Annotated in this window: 19 protein-coding genes; 13 read left to right on the top strand and 6 right to left on the bottom strand. The window is 71.9% G+C overall.

What is annotated here, in order from left to right; genetic code table 11:
- Positions 1-6 precede the first annotated feature (6 nt).
- From FB563_RS16525 to FB563_RS16545, 5 genes are all read left to right on the top strand, one after another.
- Positions 7-1,167 (top strand): acyl-CoA dehydrogenase family protein, encoded by a 1,161-nt coding sequence (locus FB563_RS16525; protein ID WP_055707875.1) that lies wholly within the window; start codon positions 7-9, stop codon positions 1,165-1,167.
- A gap of 25 nt (positions 1,168-1,192) precedes the next feature.
- Complete coding sequence (locus tag FB563_RS16530; RefSeq protein ID WP_142218743.1) at positions 1,193-2,764, top strand: 4-coumarate--CoA ligase family protein; 1,572 nt, start codon at positions 1,193-1,195, stop codon at positions 2,762-2,764.
- Positions 2,761-3,495: an enoyl-CoA hydratase family protein gene (locus FB563_RS16535; RefSeq protein ID WP_055710649.1), complete on the top strand. Its 735-nt coding sequence runs from the start codon at positions 2,761-2,763 to the stop codon at positions 3,493-3,495. Before FB563_RS16530 ends, FB563_RS16535 begins: the two co-directional genes overlap by 4 nt.
- Positions 3,496-3,499: 4 nt before the next feature.
- The gene (locus FB563_RS16540; protein WP_055710648.1) at positions 3,500-4,126 is read left to right on the top strand and encodes a TetR/AcrR family transcriptional regulator; all 627 of its coding nucleotides are present in this window, start codon (positions 3,500-3,502) and stop codon (positions 4,124-4,126) included.
- 232 nt (positions 4,127-4,358) lie between these two features.
- On the top strand, positions 4,359-5,408 hold the full coding sequence (locus FB563_RS16545) for an isopenicillin N synthase family dioxygenase (protein ID WP_142218744.1): 1,050 nt from the start codon (positions 4,359-4,361) through the stop codon (positions 5,406-5,408).
- 108 nt (positions 5,409-5,516) lie between these two features.
- Here FB563_RS16545 and FB563_RS16550 read toward each other — a convergent pair whose 3' ends face one another.
- Positions 5,517-6,617 carry a citrate synthase 2 gene (locus tag FB563_RS16550; RefSeq protein WP_055710348.1) on the bottom strand — a complete coding sequence of 367 codons (1,101 nt, stop codon included), beginning with the start codon at positions 6,615-6,617 and terminating at the stop codon, positions 5,517-5,519.
- 166 nt (positions 6,618-6,783) lie between these two features.
- On the opposite strand from FB563_RS16550, the gene pdxH reads away from it, so the two are divergent.
- Both pdxH and FB563_RS16560 read left to right on the top strand, forming a co-directional pair.
- Positions 6,784-7,470: a pyridoxamine 5'-phosphate oxidase gene (gene pdxH, locus FB563_RS16555; protein WP_055710349.1), complete on the top strand. Its 687-nt coding sequence runs from the start codon at positions 6,784-6,786 to the stop codon at positions 7,468-7,470.
- Positions 7,471-7,931: 461 nt separating this feature from the next.
- Positions 7,932-8,687: an SIS domain-containing protein gene (locus tag FB563_RS16560; protein ID WP_055710350.1), complete on the top strand. Its 756-nt coding sequence runs from the start codon at positions 7,932-7,934 to the stop codon at positions 8,685-8,687.
- Between the two features lie 15 nt (positions 8,688-8,702).
- Here the strand turns inward: FB563_RS16560 and FB563_RS16565 are convergent, their stop codons facing one another.
- Positions 8,703-10,136 carry a PAS domain-containing protein gene (locus FB563_RS16565; RefSeq protein ID WP_055710353.1) on the bottom strand — a complete coding sequence of 478 codons (1,434 nt, stop codon included), beginning with the start codon at positions 10,134-10,136 and terminating at the stop codon, positions 8,703-8,705.
- 273 nt (positions 10,137-10,409) lie between these two features.
- Here FB563_RS16565 and FB563_RS16570 point away from each other — a divergent pair, with 273 nt between their 5' ends.
- Both FB563_RS16570 and FB563_RS16575 read left to right on the top strand, forming a co-directional pair.
- Entirely contained in the window at positions 10,410-11,102 is a 693-nt protein-coding gene (locus FB563_RS16570; protein WP_055710351.1) for an iron-dependent transcriptional repressor DtxR, read from the top strand.
- A 332-nt stretch (positions 11,103-11,434) separates the two neighbouring features.
- Positions 11,435-12,334 (top strand): alpha/beta fold hydrolase, encoded by a 900-nt coding sequence (locus FB563_RS16575; RefSeq protein WP_167528491.1) that lies wholly within the window; start codon positions 11,435-11,437, stop codon positions 12,332-12,334.
- A gap of 152 nt (positions 12,335-12,486) precedes the next feature.
- On the opposite strand, the gene FB563_RS16580 is transcribed toward FB563_RS16575, so the two are convergent.
- The 3 genes from FB563_RS16580 to FB563_RS16590 all read right to left on the bottom strand — a co-directional run bounded on the left by FB563_RS16580 (position 12,487) and on the right by FB563_RS16590 (position 15,644).
- Entirely contained in the window at positions 12,487-14,073 is a 1,587-nt protein-coding gene (locus FB563_RS16580) for a hypothetical protein (RefSeq protein ID WP_055710611.1), read from the bottom strand.
- Positions 14,070-14,846, bottom strand: coding sequence for an ABC transporter ATP-binding protein (locus FB563_RS16585; RefSeq protein ID WP_055710612.1), 777 nt, complete (start codon positions 14,844-14,846; stop codon positions 14,070-14,072). The genes FB563_RS16580 and FB563_RS16585 overlap by 4 nt, the downstream gene beginning before the upstream one ends.
- A 132-nt stretch (positions 14,847-14,978) precedes the next feature.
- Positions 14,979-15,644, bottom strand: a complete 666-nt coding sequence (locus tag FB563_RS16590) for a bifunctional DNA primase/polymerase (RefSeq protein WP_055710613.1) — start codon at positions 15,642-15,644, stop codon at positions 14,979-14,981.
- 262 nt (positions 15,645-15,906) lie between these two features.
- Here FB563_RS16590 and FB563_RS16595 point away from each other — a divergent pair, with 262 nt between their 5' ends.
- Complete coding sequence (locus FB563_RS16595; RefSeq protein ID WP_142218745.1) at positions 15,907-17,292, top strand: NsdA family TPR-like regulatory protein; 1,386 nt, start codon at positions 15,907-15,909, stop codon at positions 17,290-17,292.
- Between the two features lie 199 nt (positions 17,293-17,491).
- Positions 17,492-19,132, top strand: coding sequence for a hypothetical protein (locus FB563_RS16600; protein WP_142218746.1), 1,641 nt, complete (start codon positions 17,492-17,494; stop codon positions 19,130-19,132).
- 29 nt (positions 19,133-19,161) lie between these two features.
- Here the strand turns inward: FB563_RS16600 and FB563_RS16605 are convergent, their stop codons facing one another.
- Positions 19,162-20,487 (bottom strand): ABC transporter substrate-binding protein, encoded by a 1,326-nt coding sequence (locus FB563_RS16605; RefSeq protein WP_055709800.1) that lies wholly within the window; start codon positions 20,485-20,487, stop codon positions 19,162-19,164.
- A gap of 117 nt (positions 20,488-20,604) precedes the next feature.
- Here FB563_RS16605 and FB563_RS16610 point away from each other — a divergent pair, with 117 nt between their 5' ends.
- Together FB563_RS16610 and purU are read left to right on the top strand one after the other, a co-directional pair.
- Positions 20,605-21,105, top strand: coding sequence for an SCO4402 family protein (locus FB563_RS16610; RefSeq protein WP_079049082.1), 501 nt, complete (start codon positions 20,605-20,607; stop codon positions 21,103-21,105).
- A gap of 133 nt (positions 21,106-21,238) precedes the next feature.
- The gene (gene purU / locus FB563_RS16615; protein WP_055709798.1) at positions 21,239-22,117 is read left to right on the top strand and encodes a formyltetrahydrofolate deformylase; all 879 of its coding nucleotides are present in this window, start codon (positions 21,239-21,241) and stop codon (positions 22,115-22,117) included.
- Positions 22,118-22,137 lie beyond the last annotated feature (20 nt).

Genomic DNA, 22,137 nt, shown 5'->3' on the forward strand with positions numbered 1-22,137 from the left:
AGCCTCATGTCTCCCGTCATCGAAACCGAAGAGCACAAAGCCCTCCGCTCCGCAGTGTCCGCCCTCGGCAACCGCTACGGCCGCGACTACCTCACCCGCACCATCGCCGAGGGCCGCCACCCCACCGAACTCTGGTCCGAAGCAGGCAAACTCGGCTACCTCGGCGTCAACCTTCCCGAGGAGTACGGAGGCGGAGGCGGCGGCGTCACCGAACTGTCCATCGTGCTGGAGGAACTGGGAGCGGCGGGATCCCCCCTGCTGATGCTCGTCGTCTCCCCGGCCATCTGCGGCACCGTGATCTCCCGCTTCGGCACCGAGGACCAGAAACGCGCCTGGCTCCCCGGCATCGCCGACGGCACCCGCCTCATGGCCTTCGGCATCACCGAACCCGACGCCGGCTCCAACTCCCACCGCATCACCACCACCGCCCGCCGGGACGGCACCGACTGGCTCCTGACCGGCCGCAAGGTGTTCGTGTCCGGCGTGGACCAGGCCGACGCCACCCTCATCGTCGGCCGCACCCACGACGCCCGCACCGGCTCCCTCAAACCCTGCCTCTTCATCGTCCCGCGCGACGCCGAAGGTTTCTCCCGGCGCCCCATCGACATGGAACTGAGCGCCGCGGAGAAGCAGTTCGAGCTGGTTCTGGACGACGTACGACTGCCCGCCGAAGCGCTCGTCGGCGACGAGGACGCCGGTCTGCTGCAGCTGTTCGCCGGACTGAACCCCGAGCGGATCATGACCGCCGCGTTCGCCATCGGGATGGGCCGCTACGCGCTCGCCAAGGCCGTCGAGTACGCCCGCGACCGCACCGTCTGGACGTCACCGATCGGCGCCCACCAGGCCATCGCCCACCCCCTGGCGCAGGCGCACATCGACCTGGAACTGGCCCGGCTGATGATGCAGAAGGCCGCCCACCTCTACGACGCCGGCGACGACACCGGCGCGGGCGAGGCCGCCAACATGGCCAAGTACGCGGCCGGTGAAGCCTGCGTGAAGGCGGTCGACCAGGCCGTGCACACCCTCGGCGGCAACGGCCTCACCCGCGAGTTCGGACTCGCCTCGCTGATAACGGCCGCACGCGTGTCTCGTATTGCCCCGGTGAGCCGGGAGATGATTCTCAACTACGTCTCCCACCAGACCCTCGGTCTGCCCAAGTCGTACTAGGCCGCCGCATCCGCCTGGAGGAACCGTGTTCCGCAGCGAGTACGCAGACGTCCCGCCCGTAAGCCTCCCCATCCACGAGGCCGTCCTGGGCCAGGCCGCCGCATACGGCGAGCGCCCCGCCCTCATCGACGGCACGGACGGCACCACGCTCACGTACGAGCAGGTGGACCGGTTCCACCGGCGCGTCGCCGCCGGACTCGCCGACGCGGGCGTCGGCAAGGGCGACGTCCTCGCCCTGCACAGCCCCAACACCATCGCCTTCCCCACCGCCTTCTACGCCGCCACGCGCGCCGGCGCCACCGTCACCACGGCACACCCGCTCGCCACGCCCGAGGAGTTCGCGAAACAGCTCGGCGACAGTGGCGCGCGCTGGATCGTCACCGTCTCGCCCCTGCTGCAGACGGCCCGCCGCGCCGCCGAACTCGCGGGCGGCATACGCGAGATCTTCGTGTGCGACAGCGCGCCCGGGCACCGGTCGCTCATCGACATGCTCGCCACCACCGCCCCCGAGCCCCGGCCCGCACTCGACCCCGCCGAGGACATCGCCGCGCTGCCGTACTCCTCCGGCACCACCGGCATCCCCAAGGGCGTGATGCTCACCCACCGGCAGATCGCCACCAACCTCGCCCAGCTGGAACCCGCCGTACCGGCCGGCCCCGGCGACCGCATCCTCGCCGTCCTGCCGTTCTTCCACATCTACGGCCTCACCGCCCTGATGAACGCGCCCCTGCGCAAGGGCGCCACGGTCGTCGTCCTGCCCCGCTTCGACCTCGAGACCTTCCTCGCCGCCATCGAGAACCACCGCATCACCGGCCTGTACGTCGCCCCGCCGATCGTCCTCGCCCTCGCCAAACACCCGGCCGTCGCCCGCTACGACCTGTCCTCCCTGAAGTACGTCATCAGCGCCGCGGCCCCGCTGGACGCCACCCTCGCCCGCGCCTGCTCCGAGCGGCTCGGCCTGCCACCGATCGGCCAGGCCTACGGCATGACGGAACTGTCCCCCGGCACCCACGTCGTCCCCCTCGACCGCCTCCACGACGCCCCCGCAGGCACCGTCGGCAGGCTCATCGCCGGCACCGAGATGCGGATCGTCTCCCTGGACGACCCCGACAAGGACCTCGGCACCGGCGAGGCGGGCGAGATCCTGATCCGCGGCCCCCAGGTGATGAAGGGCTACCTCGGCCGCCCCGACGCCACCGCCGCGATGATCGACACCGACGGCTGGCTGCACACCGGCGACGTCGGGCACGTGGACGAGGGCGGCTGGCTGTTCGTCGTCGACCGGGTCAAGGAACTCATCAAGTACAAGGGCTTCCAGGTGGCCCCCGCCGAACTGGAGGCCCTGCTGCTCACCCACCCCGGCATAGCCGACGCCGCCGTCATCGGCTCCTGCGACGACGACGGCAACGAGATCCCGCACGCCTTCGTCGTCCCCCGCGCGGATACCGCCGAGGAGCTGACGGAGAAAGAGATCATGCTGTACGTCGCGGAGCGCGTGGCACCCTACAAACGAATCCGCCGGGTCACCTTCATCGACACCGTCCCCCGCGCCGCCTCCGGCAAGATCCTGCGCCGCGAACTGAGGGAGCTGCCGTGACACTGATCAGCCGCACACGCGCGCGTGCCGTCGAAACCCTCAGCCTCGACGCCACCGCCACCCGCAACGCCCTCTCGGCGGCCCTCGTCTCCGAACTCGCCGGTGCCCTCACCGACTGCTGCAAGGACCCGGACGTACGCGCCGTCGTCCTCACCCACACCGGCTCCACCTTCTGCGCCGGCGCCGACCTGCGCGACCCGCCGCACCCCGACGCGCTCACCGGCCTGCTCCGCCAGATCCTCGAACTGCGCAAACCCGTCGTCGCCCGCGTCACCGGCCACGTCCGCGCCGGCGGCCTCGGCCTCCTCGCCGCCTGCGACATCACCGCCGCCTCCCTCGATGCCACCTTCGCCTTCACCGAGGTCCGCATCGGCGTCGCCCCCGCCGTGATCTCCCTCCCCGTGATCCCGCGCGCCGACCCCCGCGCCCTCGCCCGCTACTTCCTCACCGGCGAACGCTTCGACGCGCGAGAAGCCGTACGCGTCGGGCTCCTCACCGTCACCGGCGACGACGTGGACCACGCCCTCGCCCCGATCCTCGACGGCCTGCGCCGCTCCTCGCCCCAGGGCCTGGCCGAGACGAAACAGCTGCTCACAGCTAGGGTGCTGGAAACATTCGACCGGGACGCGGCGGACCTGACCGCGCTCTCGGCCCGGCTGTTCTCCTCCGCCCAGGCCCAGGAGGGGATGACGGCCTTCCTGGAAAGACGGGACGCGGCATGGGTGGTGTGACCGGATGAGCACGACGGCGGAAAGCGACCGCGCGACCAGGGAACGTGACCGGGCGCCCAAGCAGGACCGCAGCCGTGCCACCCGGCAGCGACTCCTGGAGGCCGCCGTGGCCTGCCTGGCCGAACACGGCTGGGCGGGCTCCACCGTCGCCGTCGTCGCCGAACGCGCCGGAGTCTCCCGCGGCGCCGCCCAGCACCACTTCCCGACCCGCGAGGACCTGTTCACCGCCGCCGTCGAATACGTCGCCGAAGAACGCTCCACCGCCCTGCGCGCACTCTTCCCGGCCGGCCCCGCCGACCGCCACGCCGTCGTCGCCGCCCTCGTCGACCTCTACACCGGCCCCCTCTTCCGCGCCGCCCTGCACCTGTGGGTCGCCGCCTCCAACGAGGACCAGCTGCGCACCCGCGTGACCGAGCTGGAGGCCCGCGTCGGCCGCGAGACCCACCGCATCGCCGTCGACCTCCTCGGCGCCGACGAGACCCGCCCCGGCGTCCGCGAAACCGTCCAGGGCCTCCTGGACATGGCCCGCGGCCTCGGCCTCGCCAACCTCCTCACCGACGACACCGCCCGCCGCGAGAAAGTCGTCGCCCAGTGGGCCGACCTGCTGGAACAGGCGCTTCCGGCCAAGTAAACCGCACCACAGGCGTTTCCCACGGCACCCAGTACCCTTGCCGCATGCCTCCGATGCTCGTCCGCCGCCGCCACGTGGACTACGTGCGCGTCACGAGCATGAGCTGTCGGCCTTCGGCCTGATTCAGCCTCTTTTCTCCTGCCTTCTTACGGCATCTTCTTACGGCATCCGGGGCGACGCCGCCCACACCCGCGGCGGCCTGCCCATGGCCCACACACCCCGTGGACGCACCATGACGACGCACACCGCATCGACGTACCAGCCCACGACGACCCCGTCGTACGACCAGCTTCCCGTCATCGACCTCTCGGCCGCCGACCACGGCCCCCAGGCCCGCGCCCTCCTGCACGCCCAGCTGCACAGCGCCGCCCACGACGTCGGCTTCTTCCAGCTCGTCGGCCACGGCGTGACCCGGACCGAGACCGACGCGCTGCTCACCGCCATGCGCGCCTTCTTCGCCCTCCCCGAAGCCGACCGCCTCGCCCTGGACAACATCAACTCGCCCCACTTCCGCGGCTACACCCGCACCGGCGACGAGCGCACCGCCGGCGCCCGCGACTGGCGCGACCAGCTCGACATAGGCGCCGAACGCCCCGCCCGCGTCCCCGCCCCCGGCGAACCCCCGTACTGGTGGCTCCAGGGCCCCAACCAGTGGCCCACCGCCCTGCCCGAACTGCGCACGGCCGCCCTGGCCTGGATCGACAAGCTCAGCACGGTGGCCGACCGCCTCCTGCACGAGCTCCTCGCCGCCATCGGCGCCCCCGCCGACTTCTACGACCCGATCTTCGGCACCCACGCCCACCCGCACCTCAAACTCGTCCGCTACCCCGGCAGCGCGGGCGACGGCACCGACCAGGGCGTCGGCGCCCACAAGGACTACGGCTTCCTGACCCTGCTCCTGCAGGACACCGTCGGCGGCCTCCAGGTCCAGCGCGAGGACGGCCTCTTCCACGACGTCCCGCCCATCGAGGGAGCCTTCGTCGTCAACCTCGGCGAACTCCTCGAGGTCGCCACCAACGGCTACCTCCTCGCCACCAACCACCGCGTGGTCAGCCCACCCGGAGCCACCGAACGCTTCTCCGTCCCGTTCTTCTACAACCCCCGCCTGGACGCCAGGGTCGAGCCCCTCCCCTTCCCCCACGCGTCGAAGGCCCCCGGCATCACCACCGACCCGGCGAACCCCCTGCACGCCGAGTACGGCTACAACGAGCTGAAGGGCAAGCTCAGGGCGCATCCGCTGGTGGCGGAGAGGCACCATGCGGAGTTGCTGACGCCTGCGTGAAAAAACTGGCCCGAAGGGCCGTTTTTTTCAGGGGCGCGGGGAACTGCGCGAGCAACCACACACGGCCCGCAGTCGCCACGCGCCCCTGGCCACCCCTCTCAGTGGGCGTCAGTGGGTGATCTCTCCGTACCCCTCGATGTCCTCCGGCCTTCGCGGCCCCGGCCCCACATACCGCGCAGAAGGCCGCACAAGCCGCCCCGTCCGCTTCTGCTCCAGAATGTGCGCCGACCACCCAGCCGTCCGCGCACACGTGAACATCGACGTGAACATGTGCGCCGGCACCTCGGCGAAGTCCAGCACGATCGCCGCCCAGAACTCCACGTTGGTGGCAAGCACCCGATCAGGCCGACGGTTGTGCAACTCCTCCAGCGCCGCCTTCTCCAACGCCTCGGCCACCTCGAACCGCGGCGCGCCCAGCTCCCGCGCCGTACGCCGCAGCACCCGCGCCCGCGGATCCTCCGCCCGGTACACCCGGTGCCCGAACCCCATCAGCCGCTCACCCCGGTCCAGGGCCTGCCTGACGTACGCCTCCGCGTCCCCCGTCCGCTCGATCTCCTCGATCATCCCCAGCACGCGCGAGGGCGCACCCCCGTGCAGCGGCCCGGACATCGCCCCCACCGCCCCCGACAACGCGGCGGCGACATCCGCACCCGTCGACGCGATCACCCGCGCCGTAAAAGTCGACGCATTCATGCCGTGCTCGGCGGCGGACGTCCAATACGCGTCCACAGCCGCCACATGCTTCGGATCCGGCTCACCCCGCCACCGGATCATGAACCGCTCCACCACCGACTTCGCCTTGTCGATCTCCCGCTGCGGCACCATCGGCAGCGTCTGCCCCCGCGCCGACTGCGCGACATACGACAGCGCCATCACCGCGGCCCGCGCCAGATCCGCCCGCGCCTGCCGCTCGTCGATGTCGAGCAACGGCTTCAGCCCCCACACCGGCGCCAGCATGGCGAGCGCCGACTGGACATCCACACGGATGTCACCGGAGTGCACCGGGATCGGGAACGGCTCGGCGGGCGGCAGCCCGGGATTGAAGGCCCCGTCGACCAGCAGCCCCCACACGTTCCCGAACGAGACATGACCGACCAGGTCCTCGATGTCGACGCCCCGGTAACGCAGGGCGCCGCCCTCCTTGTCCGGCTCGGCGATCTCCGTCTCGAACGCGACGACTCCCTCGAGTCCGGGTACGAAATCGGACATCAGGCGGCTCCTTGAGATGCTTCGGCGGCGGTCACCCCGGTGATGCCCCGTTCGACCGGTGGTCACCCAAACCGCAAGGGGACCTGCACGATAACTCCCGGTGCCAGACTTGGGGAGTCCACACGACACTGAGTGCCATCCGCGTTCGATACGGCAAGATGACCGCGTGACCGACCGCGACCCGCTCCTGGACCCCGCCATCGATCCCGCCGCCATGCGCAAGCAGTACCGGGCGGAAGGCCTCGCCGAACAGGATCTCGCCGCGCACCCCATGGACCAGTTCGCCCGCTGGTTCGAGGACGCAGCCCGGGCGGCACTGCACGGCACCATCTACGAACCCAACGCGATGGTCGTCTCCACCGCGGACGCGACAGGCCGCCCCAGCTCACGCACCGTCCTGATGAAGCAGTTCGACACCGAGGGCTTCGTCTTCTACACCAACTACGACTCCCGCAAGGCCCGCGAGCTCACGGAGAACCCGCACATCGCCCTGCTCTTCCCCTGGCACCCGCTGGCCCGCCAGGTCATCGTCACCGGCACCGCCCACCGCACCGGCCGCGACGAGACCGCCGCCTACTTCCGCACCCGCCCCCACGGCTCCCAGCTCGGCGCCTGGGCCAGCGCCCAGTCCTCGGTCATCGCCTCCCGCACCGAACTGGACACCGCCTACGCCGACCTTGAGTCCCGCCACCCCGAGGACGAACAGGTCCCGGTCCCCCCGCACTGGGGCGGCTTCCGCATCACCCCGGCGACCATCGAGTTCTGGCAGGGCCGGGTGAACCGCCTCCACGACCGCCTGCGCTACGTCGCCCAGCAGGGCGGACGCTGGCGGGTGGAGCGCCTCGCGCCCTGAGAGCGCCGGGAAACGCCGGGGAACCCCGGAAAACCCCGGGAGACGCCGAAAAACGCAGACGACCCGCGGGCTGGGTTCCTCAAGGAGGAGCCGGCCGGACGTACCGGCAGCCCGCGGGTCGGGTGACTGCGTTGGATTGGCCGGCTGCGTGTTTCGCACACACGCTGGTCCGGCACCGCACTGGGTGTGGTGGCGAGCCGCTAGCCCGCAGCCACCTCGCGCGTCCGGGTTTCACTCATGTACCGGATCACCTCCTTTCGTACGTGAGGCACAGCCTAAGAAGCGGTTGGAAGGAGCTCAACTGTTTTTCGGAGATCCTGGCGAAGGGGCTTCGGGACGGACGTCGTAGCCGTACCCGTCGCCCCGCTGGATCATCCGGGCGGTGGTAGGCGCCGTATTGACACCGCACTGGTCCAGACCGCACGGTGATCCGCGACACAGACGCTGCGAAGGGGCACCGCATGAGCGACGGCACGCCTGCCGACCTGTTCTTCGACGCCGCGATCGGCCTGCTGCAACGGGTCCGTGAGGAGGAGGCCGAGTCGATCGGGGCCGCCGGTGCCCTGCTCGCCGACACCGTCGCCGCCGGCGGCCGGCTGTTCGCGTTCGGCGCCGGGCACTCCTCGCTGGCCGCGCAGGACGTCGTCTACCGTGCCGGCGGTCTCGCCCTGATGAACCTGCTCGCCGTCCCCGGAGTCGTCGGTGTCGACGTCACCCCGGCCACCCTCGGCTCCGCCCTCGAACGCGTCGACGGCCTCGCGAGCGCCGTCCTCGACACCTCGCCGGTGCGGGCCGGCGACGCACTGGTGATCATCTCGCTGTCCGGCCGCAACGCCCTCCCCGTGGAGATGGCGCTGAACGCCCGCCGCCTCGGTGTGAAGGTCATCGGCGTCACCTCGGTGGCGTACGCCTCGCAGACCACGTCCCGGCATTCCTCCGGCACCTTCCTGAAGGACCACTGCGACATCGTCCTGGACTCGAAGATCGCCGTCGGAGACGCGGAGGTCACCCTGGACACCATTCCGGCGCCCTTCGCCCCCGCCTCCACGGTGGTCACCACCGCCCTGATGCAGGCCGTCATCGCGACCACCGCCGCCACCCTCGCCGACCGGGGCATCGAACCCCCGCTCCTGCGCTCCGGCAACGTCGACGGCGGACACGAGTGGAACGGCCGCGTGATGCGGGAGTACGGCGACCGGATCTTCTACCGGCACTGAGCCGCCGTGGCCCGCTCATCCGCCCCGCAGCGCGTCCGCCAGGTCCAGCGCAGCCGCGATGCGCACCGCCACGTCCTCCGCGTAGGCCGTGTCGAGCCGCTCGAAGCGGCTGCGGCCGGAGCCGCGCAGGAAGGTGACCACGCCCAGCGTCCGCCCCCGGCTGCGCAGCACCGCGCACAGGGCGTGCACGGCGTCTTCGGGCCACTGCCGGGCGAGCGCCCACTCCCGCGCCCGCTGGGCCGGGACCGACCCGGCGTCCGCGCGCACGAGTCCGGCCCGCTCCACGCACTGCAGCGCCGGGTGGCCGGGTTCGTAGCGCACGGGCAGCCCGGCCGCGCCGGTGAGCAGGCTCGGTCCCGGCGCTCCGGCGGGCGTCGCGGCGAGCCGTACCAGCCGTACGGGCGTCTCCTCGCCCTTCGAACCCTCCGCGGCCTCGGAGCCGGCCGGGCCCGCCGGGCCGGCCGAGCGCGGGGAAGGCACCGTGCGGTCGATCAGCGCGTGGTCGGCGAAGCCGGCGAGGGCGAAGTCCAGGTGGACGGTGGCAGCCTCGACCGGGTCCTCGCACTCGGCGGCGGCGCGCGCCGCGCGGTGCAGCTGGTTGGTGCGGAAGCGCAGCAGGGCCGCCTCCTGCTCGCCCTGCTTGGCCTCGGTGACGTCCTGGAACAGCCAGCCGACGCCGAGCGGCACCGGTTCCTCCGCGAGCGGTGAGGCCAGGCGCACGAAGCCGCTCCGCCAGCAGCGCCGCTGCTCGCCCTCCGGGGTGCGCACGGTCACCCACATCTCGGCGGGCGCGGGCGGCGCGCCCTCGGCCAGCACATGGGTGAGCGCGGCCTCCAGCTCCTCCACGCCCTGTGCGAGCAGTTCGCCGAGCGGCCTGCCCAGCGCGGACGTACGTCCGATGCCCAGGGCGCGGGCCGCGTGCGCGTTGACGACGGCGGGCCGCAGATCGGCGTCGATGAGTACGACTCCCCAGGCCGCGTCCTCGAACAGCGCCTCGCTCAGCGCGATCGACCGCTCCAGGTCGATCTGCGCGTGGACCTCACTGAAGGCGCAGTACACCCCGGCGGGCTTTCCGTCGGGTCCGCGCACGGCGGCGGACTGGGTCCGTACGAGCACCCGCCCGCCGCCCTTGGTGACCAGCGCGAACTCGTGCACCTGCCGCCCGGGCGCATGCATCGCCGACATCAGCCGGGCCTGCACCTCCTCGGCGTCGGCGCTGCGCACCGCCCAGCCGGCGAACCCGTGCCGCCCGACCGCCTCAGCGGCGGTCCACCCGAGGATCCGTTCGGCCTCCCGGTTCCAGTGCGTGACGATCCCGTCGGCGTCGAAGGCGCACAGGGCCGCGTCCATGCCGTCGAGCAGTGCGGCGAGCAGATCGGATCCACCCGACTCACCGGGCTCGTCCGGCCCCAGTTCGTCGGTGGTCCCACTCCGCCGGGAAGCACTCACCTGGACCCCCTGCAGGCTGCGTCGGCGCACGTACGGCGCACGGTTCGCTCAGTGGTCTTCATTCAACTGGAACGTGACCCAGCCCACATCCTGTTCCCGCAAGATTGATCCCACAAGATTGAGCCTCCCGAAGGGGTCGGGGCCGCACCACCGCCGCCCCGCGGCGGCCTCCCGTTTTCGGCGGGGCCCCCGCTTGTCAGTCGGATCCGGCAGAATTGGTGCCAGGGCCAGCGCACGCGCCGGGGTGCCGGCAGAGGTAATCGAGGGGCACGTATGTCCGGACTGATCGACACCACGGAGATGTATCTCCGCACCATCCTCGAGCTCGAAGAGGAAGGCGTCGTGCCCATGCGCGCCCGCATCGCGGAGCGGCTGGACCAGAGTGGGCCGACGGTGAGCCAGACGGTGGCGCGGATGGAGCGGGACGGGCTGGTCTCCGTGGCCAGTGACCGCCATCTGGAGCTGACGGACGAGGGCCGGCGGCTGGCCACGCGCGTGATGCGCAAGCACCGGCTGGCCGAGTGTCTCCTCGTCGATGTGATCGGCCTGGAGTGGGAGCAGGTGCACGCGGAGGCCTGCCGCTGGGAGCACGTGATGAGCGAGGCCGTCGAGCGGCGCGTGCTGGAGCTGCTGCGCCACCCGACCGAGTCGCCGTACGGCAATCCGATCCCGGGGCTGGAGGAGCTGGGCGAGAAGGACGGCGCGGACCCGTTCCTGGACGAGAGCATGGTCTCGCTGGCCGACCTGGACGCGGGCGCGGACGGCAAGACGGTGGTCGTCCGCCGGATCGGTGAGCCGATCCAGACGGACGCGCAGCTGATGTACACGCTGCGGCGGGCGGGGGTGCAGCCCGGTTCCGTGGTGAGCGTGACGGAGTCGGCCGGCGGTGTGCTGGTGGGCAGCGGCGGCGAGGCGGCCGAGCTGGAGGCGGACGTCGCCTCGCACGTGTTCGTCGCCAAGCGCTGAGCCGGGGAGGGCCCCGGCGCCGTTGGCGCCGGGGCCTGTCCTCCCCTGTGCTGACCCGGAGCCCCGAGCTCTCAGGGTCATCCCCCTCGGACCGTTTTTCCCCGAGCGGTCCGCCTCCCGCCAGAAGAGATCCCCTCGATGGCGGCGATCATTCCTTGCGGGGTGTCACTCGAATGAGGGGTGTTGTCCGCAGAGACGGATTTTTCGAATAGTCATTCGATGGATTCGGTAGTCTGCGGCGGCAGAACGAACACGACAGCGACAGCAGCGAGTACGAGCGAGTACGGCAGTACACCGGTACGAGGCAGGCGGAGCTGGGGGGTGCCAGGCCCATGGCACGGCGTATCGACGTGACGGGAGCGGGCGGGGTGCGCCTGGCCGCCTGGGAGTTCGCCGACCCGCCCAAGACGGGACCCGACCCGGCGGACGATCAGGTGGACGGCCGGGGGGACGCGTCGCCCGGCGCTCCGGGCGTCCTGTTACTTCACGGCCTGATGGGCCGTGCCTCCCACTGGGCCTCGACCGCCCGCTGGCTCGCCGCGCGCCACCGTGCCGTGGCCCTCGACCAGCGCGGTCACGGCCAGAGCGAGAAGCCCCCGAAGGCCGCCTACACCCGTGAGGCCTATGTCGAGGACGCGGAGGCCGCACTGGAACAGCTCGGCCTCGCCCCCGCGCTCCTCATCGGCCACGCCATGGGCGCGCTGACCGCGTGGCAGCTCGCCGCGAAGCGTCCCGACCTGGTCCGGGGCCTGATCATCTGCGACATGCGGGCCTCCGCCCTGGGGGCCGCCTCGCAGCGGGAGTGGGCCGACTGGTTCAGGGCCTGGCCCGTTCCCTTCGCCACGCTGGCCGACGTACGCAAGTGGTTCGGTGAGGACGATCCCTGGGTGGAGCGGCCGAATCCGGCGCGCGGGGAGTTCTACGCCGAGGTGATGCACGAGGGCCCCGACGGCTGGCGGCCGGTGTTCGAGCCGGAGCAGATGCTCAGGTCCCGGGAGACCTGGGTGTACGACGCGCACTGGGAGGAGCTGGCCCAGGTGCGGTGCCCGACGCTGGTGGTGCGGGGGGTGGACGGGGAGCTGGGGCGGGCGGAGGCGCAGGAGATGGTGCGGGTGCTGCCGGCGGGGGAGTATGCGGAAGTTCCCGATGCCGGGCATCTTGCGCACTATGAACTGCCGTTGGCCTGGCGGGGGGCTGTGGGGCCGTTTCTTGATCGGGTGCTCGGGGTTTGAGGGGCGGATTCGTCTGCGGGGTTGGGCTTTCGTCGGCGAGTGCGGGTCCTTCGTGGTTGATCGCGCAGTTCCCCGCGCCCCTGGGGAGCTGCAGGTCCCGGCGCCTCCCAGGCGGCTGCAGGTCCCGGCGCCTCCCAGGGGGCTGCAATCCGCTAACCCTTGCTCACAGCTGTCAGGATCTCCGGTAGCCGTGCTGCTGTCCGCGGAGCTGCCAGGCGCAGGCCCGTGAAGGTGAGCCCGGCGCCGTACGCCGCTCCCACCGGCAGGAGCAGCCACCGCCAGTCCGCCCCGTCCGCGCTCACGTGCAGCCAGATCGCGAAGGCGATGACCGGGGAGCAGAGCAGGGCCGCCGAGATCATGCCGCCGAAGATGGAGATCCAGGCGAGGCCGGCCTGGCCGGGCACGACGTTCTTGTGGCCCTCCTGGGGGATGGAGTAGGGGAAGCGGGCCGAGGTCCAGGCGCCGGTCGCGAGCATCGCCCCGAGCAGGGCGAAGGACAGGCCCAGTACCTCCGGCAGCCGGGACCAGGCGCCGAGCAGGGCGGTCGTCACCACGGTCACGAGCGCCGCGTACGGCAGGGTGATCAGCAGCAGCGCCAGGGCGCGGCCGCGCAGCTCGGCGTAGGCGTCCCGGGGGGCGGAGATGGTCATGGCCACCATCCAGAACGCGGAGGTGTCCTGCCCGAACTGGTTGTACATCTGGATGCCGAGCATCCCGGCGGCGAAGCACGCGAAGTAGATGGACCCGGTGCCCTGGACCGCGTTGAACACCGGCACGATCAGCCCGATCGCCAGCGAGGTCACCCAGGCGGCCTTGGTCTTGGGGTCCCGCCAGATGTAGCGCAGGCTGCGTTCCATGACCGTGCCCGTGCGGCCCTGGGGCAGCAGCCGGCCGAGTCCGGTGGCGGAGCGGCTGCGGACCGGGGCGTCGACCGGTTGCAGTGTGGAGGCGTCGGGTGCGGTCATCAGCCGGGTCAGGCTCCGCGCCCAGAGCGCGATCAGCGCCGCCAAACCGGCTGCGGTCACGGCGAGTTGGGCGGCAGCGATGCCGTACGACCCCTGGCTCGCCGTGTGTACCGCCGCCACCGCCGACGCCGGCGGCACCCAGGACAGCACGTCCGCGACCGGCTGCAGCTGCCCGAGCCCGGCCGAACCGAGCTGCCGGGCCGCGAAGTTGACCAGCTGTGCCCCGATCGCGATCACCAGTCCGCTCAGCACGGCGAGATCGCGGCCCTTCCGGCTGGTCAGCAGCCGTACGTTGGCCGTGGCGACGGCGCGTGCCAGCGCCACGCAGACCAGCAGGGCGAGGGCGACGGCGACGACGGAGACGACGTACCCGGCGGCGCCCCGGGCCAGCGACAGCGTGCAGCCCGCCAGTACCAGCAGGGTGAACAGCGGGCCGATGCCGACCAGGGAGGCCGCGAGCAGCGCGCGGACCAGCGGGCGGGGGCGCAGCGGCAGCATCACCAGCCGGGTGGGGTCCAGGGTCTCGTCGCCGGTCGGGAAGAACAGCGGCAGCACCGTCCAGCCCAGCGCCAGCACGGCCGTACCCGGTACGGCGACGGCGTCGGCGTGCGCGTGCCCGTGCAGCGCGAGCATGCCCAGCAGTTGCAGCAGGGCGAACAGGACCGCGATGATCGCCGAGACGACGAACGCGGCCCGGCGGCCCCCGGACTGCCGCAGCCCGTTCTTCAGCAGGGACAGTTTCAGCCGTACGACGGTGGAGGTGAGGTTCGTCATCGGGCCGCCCCGCCGCCCAGCCAGTCCAGATCGGACCCGGCGTCCCGGCCGCTCGCCCCGACCAGTTCCAGGAACGCCCCCTGGAGCGTCGGATGCGCGCCGCGCACCTCGGCGAGCGGGCCGGTCGCGCGGATCCGCCCGGCCGCCATCACCGCGACCCAGTCGCACAGCGACTCGACCAGTTCCATGACGTGGGAGGAGAAGACGACGGTGGCGCCGGAGGCGGTGTACCGCTCGAGGACGCCCCGGATGGTCTGCGCGGACACCGGGTCGACGCCCTCGAACGGCTCGTCCAGGAAGAGGACCTCCGGATTGTGCAGGAGCGCGGCGGCGAGTCCGATCTTCTTGCGCATGCCGGTGGAGTAGTCGACGACGAGCTTGTGCTGGGCGCCGGCCAGGTCGAGGACGTCCAGCAGCTGCGTGGCCCGCTTGTCGACCTCGGCCCCCGGCAGTCCGCGCAGCCGCCCGGAGTAGCCGAGCAGCTCTCGTCCCGACAGCCGCTCGAACAGCCGCAGCCCTTCGGGCAGGACGCCGATCCTCGCCTTGACGGCCACGGGATCCCGCCACACGTCATGACCGACGACCTCGACGGTCCCGCCGTCCGGTCGCAGCAACCCGGTCACCATGGAGAGCGTCGTCGTCTTCCCGGCCCCGTTGGGGCCGACCAGCCCGATGAACTTCCCGGCGGGCAGCTCGAGATCGATCCCGCCGACAGCGACCTGCTGCCCGAACTGCTTCCAGAGCCCCCGTACCCGCACTGCAACTTCGGTCATGCATGAAGGTTACGGCGGGGCAGCGCCGCAAAGGGGCGCGGGGCTGTGCCTGATATGCGGCTCCGCGCGAGAACCCACCACATGCCCGCACTGGCCAACGCACCGAAACCCCGCAGACGAGAAGGCGAACCGCTACCGGTCCCGCCCGCACGCATAGGCAAGCGGCGAGATCAGCTCCTCCGCGTCCGGCAGCCACCGATTCGCAGGAGTCGGCCGGCAGGCCCACTGCACGGCACCCCGGGACCCGAACCGAGTAGGGGGAGCGGCCACGTACGCCCCCTCGCCCAGCGCCACGAGATCGAGGGACGACAGCGTCCACCCGAGCTTCCGCACCAGGTCCGGCACTTTCGCGGCGGCCCCCGGCAGCACGAAGAACTGCATGCGCCGATCGGGAGCCAGAGTGACCGGGCCCAGGGTCAGCTCCATCCGTTCCATACGGGCGAGCGCCAGGAACCCCGCGCTCTCCGGGACGGACAACGCGTCGAACGTCCGCCCCGTCGGCAGCAGGATCGAAGCCGTCGGCTGCTTCTGCCACATCCGGCGTGCGACGGTCGCGCTGCCGGTCGCCTGCGTCGCCCAGTCGGGGCGCGTGGGGTGCGCACCCGGCGCAGGGCAGGAGGCGTCGCCGCACGAGCAGCGCTGCCTTCCGCCGACCGCTTCCAGCCAGGTGCCCGGGAACACGTCCCAGTGCCGTTCCTCGGCGTAGCGTACGGCGGTCTCCAGCAGCGATTCCCCGCGCTGCTGCGGAATCTGACCGGCAATCTGAGTGTTTTCGGCGCCCGCGATCGTCTCTTCCACGTCCCTCTCAACTCCCGCATCCACCTGGAGTTACGGCTGTGGCGCGCGCGGGGGTGGGGCATCGGTCCGGCAGTCGGGGCGCATGGGTGCACAGGCGGGGGCGCGCGGGAGGAAGCAGGGCGTGAGCTGGGTAGCCAGGGGTGGGGTTGGCATCCGTCGTTACCCCGGCAAACCGCGCATGTCGCGCATTGACGGTATGTCAGCTGGGCAGTGATCTTCCCGGAACGGTTACGCCCAGGGGACGCAACGCAGGGGGTAGCACATGGCCGCAAGGCCTCTCGTGGCGAGGCAGCCGAACGAACGGCTGCAGGCACTCATCCAGGAAGCGGGGTGCTCGAACGCCGGGCTGGCCCGGCGGGTCAACATGTGCGGTGCCGAGCACGGCCTCGACCTGCGCTACGACAAGACGTCCGTGGCCCGCTGGCTGCGCGGACAGCAACCCCGGGGCCGCGCCCCGGCGATCATCGCGGAGGCGCTCGGGCGCAAGCTCGGCCGTACGGTCACGATCGACGAGATCGGCATGGCCAACGGCAAGAACCTCGCCTCGGGGGTCGGTCTCCAGTTCTCGCCGACGGTACTGGGGGCCATCGAGCAGGTCTGCGAGCTGTGGCGCAGCGACGTGGGCCGGCGGGACTTCCTGTCCGGCTCCTCCGTCGCCGCCTCCGCGCTGGTCGAGCCCAGCCGGGACTGGCTGATCTCGGCGCCGGACGCGCAGGTGGCCCGGCAGGCGGGTCCGCGCGTGGGGCCGGCCGACGTGGCGGCCGTGCGGTCGATGACGCAGGCGCTGACCGACCTGGACCACCAGTTCGGCAGCGGGCATGTGCGTCCGGTCGTCGTGCACTACCTCAACAGTGTCGTCTCCGGGCTGCTCGCCGGCTCGTACCGGGAGACGGTCGGGCGGGAACTGTTCGCCACGGTCGCGCGGTTGACCGAGCTGGCCGGGTACATGGCCGTGGACACCGGTCAACCGGGGCTGGCCCAGCGGTACTACATCCAGTCGCTGCGGCTCGCACAGGCCGCCGGAGACCGGGGGTACGGCGGTTACGTCCTCGCCGCGTCCATGAGCCACCTCGCCGCCCAGCTCGGAAACCCGCGCGAGATCGCCCAGTTGGCGCGTGCGGCGCAGGAGGGGGCGCGCGGGCAGGTGACGCCGCGCGCGGAGGCGATGTTCCACGCTGCCGAGGCGCGCGGGCACGCCCTGCTCGGTGACGGGCGCGCGGCACAGGCGTCCATCGGGCGGGCGGTGACGGCGATGGAGCGGGCGGACGGCTCCTCCGGTGACGACCCGGTGTGGATCCGGCACTTCGACGAGGCGTATCTCGCCGACGAGTTGGCGCACTGCCACCGCGACCTCGGCCAGAGCGAGCAGGCGGCCCGGTACGCCGAGCAGTCGCTGGCCGGGCACCCGGAGTCCCGGGCCCGCCGGCGCGCCATCGGCTATGTGCTGCTCGCCACGGCCCAGGTTCAGCAGCGGGAGATCGAACAGGCCTGCAGCACCGGCCTGAAGGCGGTGGAACTGCTGGAGACGCTCCGCTCCAACCGGGGCGCCGAGTATCTGGAGGATCTCCAGCAGCGCCTGGAGCCCTTCCGGGAGGAGGCGGTGGTACGGGAGTTCGGGGCGCGCCTCGATCTCCAGCAGGCCGCGTGAACACCGGCCCCGCGGTCGCGTGAACGCACGGCGAACGGCACCCGGTGGCGGGAGGGTGCCCTATATCAGCGCCCCGCGGGGCGGTTTTGTTACCGCCGTCACAGGGAAGAAGGTTGCGCCCTGAGCTGCATGGCACCCGGCTCGGGGGACCCGGTAGCGTGAGCCCGATTCACAAGGTCCCCCATTAGTAGGAGTCCCGGTGACGCAGAGTGGACAGGGCGAGGAGCCCTCGGCGCGACCCGCGCGCGAAGGCATCGTGCTGCCCTCCGACGGAGGCGAGCCCTTGCTGCCGGGCATGACCGGCGCGCCCGTCCCCGCCTCCCCGGCCGGCGGGCAGGCCTGGGGCGGCTCCTGGGGGCCCGAGCAGCAGCCGCCCCAGCCGGGCCAGGGCTGGCCCCCGGCGGCGGCCCAGCAGTGGCACACCCCCGAGGCCCCGGCCCCGCAGCCGCCCGCCGGCAACCCCGGCCCGCTGCCCCCGGAGGGTGCCCAGGCACCGTCGTACGGCCCGACGGCGTCGTACGACCACTCCGGCGCGCCGGGCGGTGGCTACGGCGCCGGTCAGCAGCTCGGGTACGGCGCGGTACCCGAGCCGTACCACCAGCAGCCGCAGCAGTCTCTGCCGCAGCCGCCTCAGCAGGCGCCCCAGCAGCCGTACCCGCAGCCGCCGTCCGGTGCCGCGCCGCTTCCGCCGGTGGGCGCCTATCCGGCCGCCGCTGCCCCGCTGCCCCCGGCGGACGAGGGCGCGACCCAGTACATCCCGCCGGTGCAGGCCGCGGCCGCCGCCGAGGGCGCCACGCAGTACCTGCCGCCGGTGCAGGCGGCCGCCCCCGCCGACGAGGGCGCCACCCAGTACATCCCGCCGGTGGCGCCCGGCGCGCTGCCGCCCGAGGCGGGCGGCGAGGAGACGCGCTACCTCGGCCGTGTCCCGCAGCAGCAGCAGCCCGTGCCGGCCTCGTCCGACGCGGAGGCCACCCAGTACATACCGCCGTACGCCGCGCAGGCGCAGGACGCGCAGCGGCAGCCGCCGGCCGAGTTCGACAGCCTCTTCCGTGGCGGCCCGGCGGGCGGTGACGGCCCCGCCGGGGCCACCCAGCAGATGCCGCGCGTCCACCACCCGGAGAACCCCGGCCCGGCGTCGTACGGCGCGGGTCAGCCCTCCTACGGGGGGCAGCAGCCCGGGTACGACCCCGCGCACGACGACGACCGGCCGCGCGGCCGCTCGCGGGTGCCGCTGATCGCCGCGATCGGGGTCGGCATCGTCGTGATCGGTGTGGGCGCCGGCGCGCTGCTCAGCGGCGGCGGCAAGGACCAGGGCAACGACGGCAGGACGGTCGCGGCCGCGTCCCCGGCGCCCGGCCAGGGCTCCGGCTCGCCGGCCGGCGACCCGGCCCGGCAGCAGGCGGTCGCGCTGGACAAGCTGCTCGCCGACAGCGGCAGCAGCCGCGCCTCGGTGATCAAGGCGGTGGCCGACGTCAAGAGCTGCGACAACCTCGACGGGGCCGCCACCGACCTGCGCAACGCGGCGGGGCAGCGCAACCAGCTGGTCACCCGGCTCGGACAGCTCTCCGTCGACAAGCTGCCGGGCAACGGCGACCTCACCGCCGCGCTGACCAAGGCCTGGCAGGCGTCCGCCGCGGCCGACAACCACTACGCGGCCTGGGCCGGACAGGCCAAGAACCGCAAGGTCTGCCGCAAGGGCCACGCCCGCACCACGGGCGAGACCCAGGCCGGCAACCGGGAGAGCGGCACCGCCAGCGCGCAGAAGGTGAAGGCGGCGGCGCTGTGGAACGCGATCGCGCAGAAGTACGGCCTCACCCAGCGCCAGCCCACCCAGCTCTGAGCGACGGGCCGGGGACCCGCCGGCGGGCGTCACTGCACGTCGGCGTTCTCCAGCGTCCGCGTCATGTCGGTGGTGCCGTCGAGTCCGCCGACGCCCTTGCGGGCGGCGACCAGCCTGCCGTCCTGGACCACCTGCAGGGTGACGTCGGCGTTGACCATCCGCGGGAAGCCGACCGAGGCGAGCGGGCCGGCGTAGGTCCAGTGCAGCGTCGGGGTGAGACCGCCGGTGGAGACCCGCAGCCCGTCGTCGAGGGTGCGCCGTACGGAGTCGGCGGTCACGTCACCGGTGCCGATCTTGTCCAGGACGGCCTTCAGCACGGTGTAGGCGATCCAGGTCGTCTGCACTCCGGTGTCCGCGGGGTCGATGCGGGTGTCGCCGAAGGCCTCCTCGTTGATCACCTTCTTCATCGGGTCCCACCGGGAGTCCGACGCCGGCGGATACCAGCCGGTGATGTACGCCCCCTCGTACGGCCCGGACGCCCCGCCGGTGGCGTTGATCACGGTCTGGTCGACGCTGCCGAGCACGGTCGCGAGCCGTACCGAGGGGAAGCTCTCGCGTTCCCGGCGGAAGGAGTCCATGAAGGTGTCCGTGCGGTCCCCGAGCGCGGGGACCACGCAGCCCTTCCTCGTGACGTCCTTGACGGCGTACCGCAGCGCCTGGTCGGCCTGGTCGCCGTACTCGGTGGCGTCCTCCTGGGCCAGCTGGTCGCCCGCCTTGGCGTGCCCGCCCGCCTTCAGGCCGGAGTCGAGCAGCACCGGCAGCTCGTCGCCGGCGATGCTGTCGGGCCGGACCAGGGCGATGTTGCCGCAGGCACCCGCGAGGGCCTTGCCGAGGCCGGCGAGCAGGGCGGGCTGGCCGCCGTTGACCGGGTAGGACATCTGGCCGGTGAACTCGTCGTTGGTGACGCCGTAGCCGCCTATGTAGGGGATGCCGGCGCCCTCCAGCGGGGCGGAGTAGGAGTCCGTGAACTGGCTGTAGGAGCCGACGACCGCGACCACGTTCTCGTCGGCCGCGTACCGGGCGCACTTGGCGGCGCCCACGCTGTCGTTGTGGTCGTTGCAGGTCAGTACCTGGAGCTTGCGGCCGTTGATGCCGCCGTGCGCGTTGATCCACTTGGCGTAGGCGAGGGCCATCGCGGGCATGCCGGGCTTGTTGGTGGCGTCGGTGTCCTGCGGCGCCCAGGTCATGACCTTGACCGGGTCACCCCCCGAACCCCCCGTGGCACCGGGGATGACCCCGCATCCGGCGGTGAGCGACGCACAGAGGGCCACGGCGCCCGCGGTCAGGGCGGTGGCTCTGCCGGGGCGGGAGGAGCGGTGGAGGAATATACGAAATGTGCGTCGCCTGCCGGTCATGTACGAGCACGATTCCCTCACACGACTAACCGCCGAGTGACCCAGAGTCAACGAAGAGTGACATCGAGGTGAATTGCAGGGGCCTGTGAGGCCAGTGTGGCGAGGAACGTACGATCGATGACCGTGCAAGGTTCGGAGAACTCTTCCCGTCGTGGCCGTCGCTCCTCCACCATGGGCGGCATGCCCCTAAGCGACATGCCATGGTGGCGCTGGCGCAGCAATGTGCGCTCGGCGCTGCACATGCTCTCCGACCCGGTGTTCCAGCGGGACGTCTGGCTGGCCGGCGTGGACGGGTACGGCGACGTCACGGACGCCGTCTACCGGCTGGTGGAGGACACCTGGCTGGACAACTGGTCAGCCGAGAAGTACGTCGGCACGATATTCCGGGACTCGCAGGAGGCGGCGCTCGTGGACACCGCCGTGCTGCGGGTGCTGCGGATCATGCACCAGGTCGGCCCGGACGCGCCGGTCTCCGCCTACCTCGACCACCAGGGGTGGCCGGAGGCGGTGCGGGCGGCGCGGGACGCGCATGTCCGGATGGCCGCGAGCGACGGCGACGACCCCGACGCGCCGCCGCGGAGCCTGGAAGTGCTGCGGATCATGACGAGGACCGCGTAAGGGTCCGCGTAGGCGTTCCGGCGGGCGGTGCGCGGATCGCCGTCCGGTCGTCCCCTCCGGTAGTCCCGTCCGGTCGTCCCGTCCTGCGGAACGTCTGCCCACGGCGGCGGCGCCGTGTGGGAACCTGTAGTGCATGAACGAGCAGCCCGCGCCCGCCGCCCCGGCCGACCAGTACGTCCTCACCCTCTCCTGCCCGGACAAGCAGGGCATCGTGCACGCCGTGTCGAGCTACCTGTTCATGACCGGCTGCAACATCGAGGACAGCCAGCAGTTCGGCGACCACGACACGGGTCTGTTCTTCATGCGCGTCCACTTCTCGGCCGAGGCGCCGGTGACGGTGGAGAAGCTGCGGGCGAGCTTCGCGGCGATCGGTGACTCCTTCCACATGGACTGGCAGATCAACCGGGCCGACGAGAAGATGCGGATCGTGCTCATGGTCAGCAAGTTCGGGCACTGCCTGAACGACCTGCTGTTCCGGGCCCGGATCGGTGCACTGCCGGTGGAGATCGTGGGCGTGGTCTCGAACCACACCGACTTCGAGGAGCTGGTGGGCTCCTACAACATCCCCTTCCACCACATTCCGGTGACGAAGGACACCAAGGCGCAGGCCGAGGCGAAGCTGCTGGAGATCGTCCGCGAGGAGGGCGTCGAGCTGGTCGTCCTCGCCCGCTACATGCAGGTCCTCTCGGACGACCTGTGCAAGCAGCTCAGCGGCCGGATCATCAACATCCACCACTCCTTCCTGCCGAGCTTCAAGGGCGCCAAGCCGTACCACCAGGCGCACGCCCGGGGGGTCAAGCTCATCGGGGCGACCGCGCACTACGTGACCGCCGACCTGGACGAGGGGCCGATCATCGAGCAGGAGGTCGAGCGGGTCGGTCACGATGTGACGCCGGATCAGCTGGTGGCCCTCGGCCGCGACGTGGAGTGCCAGGCGCTGGCGCGGGCGGTGAAGTGGCATGCGGAGCGGAGGATCCTGCTCAACGGGCGCCGTACGGTGGTGTTCGCCTAGCAGCTCGGGGCGTTCGGCCG

This window comes from Streptomyces puniciscabiei, from assembly GCF_006715785.1.
Lineage (GTDB): Bacteria > Actinomycetota > Actinomycetes > Streptomycetales > Streptomycetaceae > Streptomyces > Streptomyces puniciscabiei.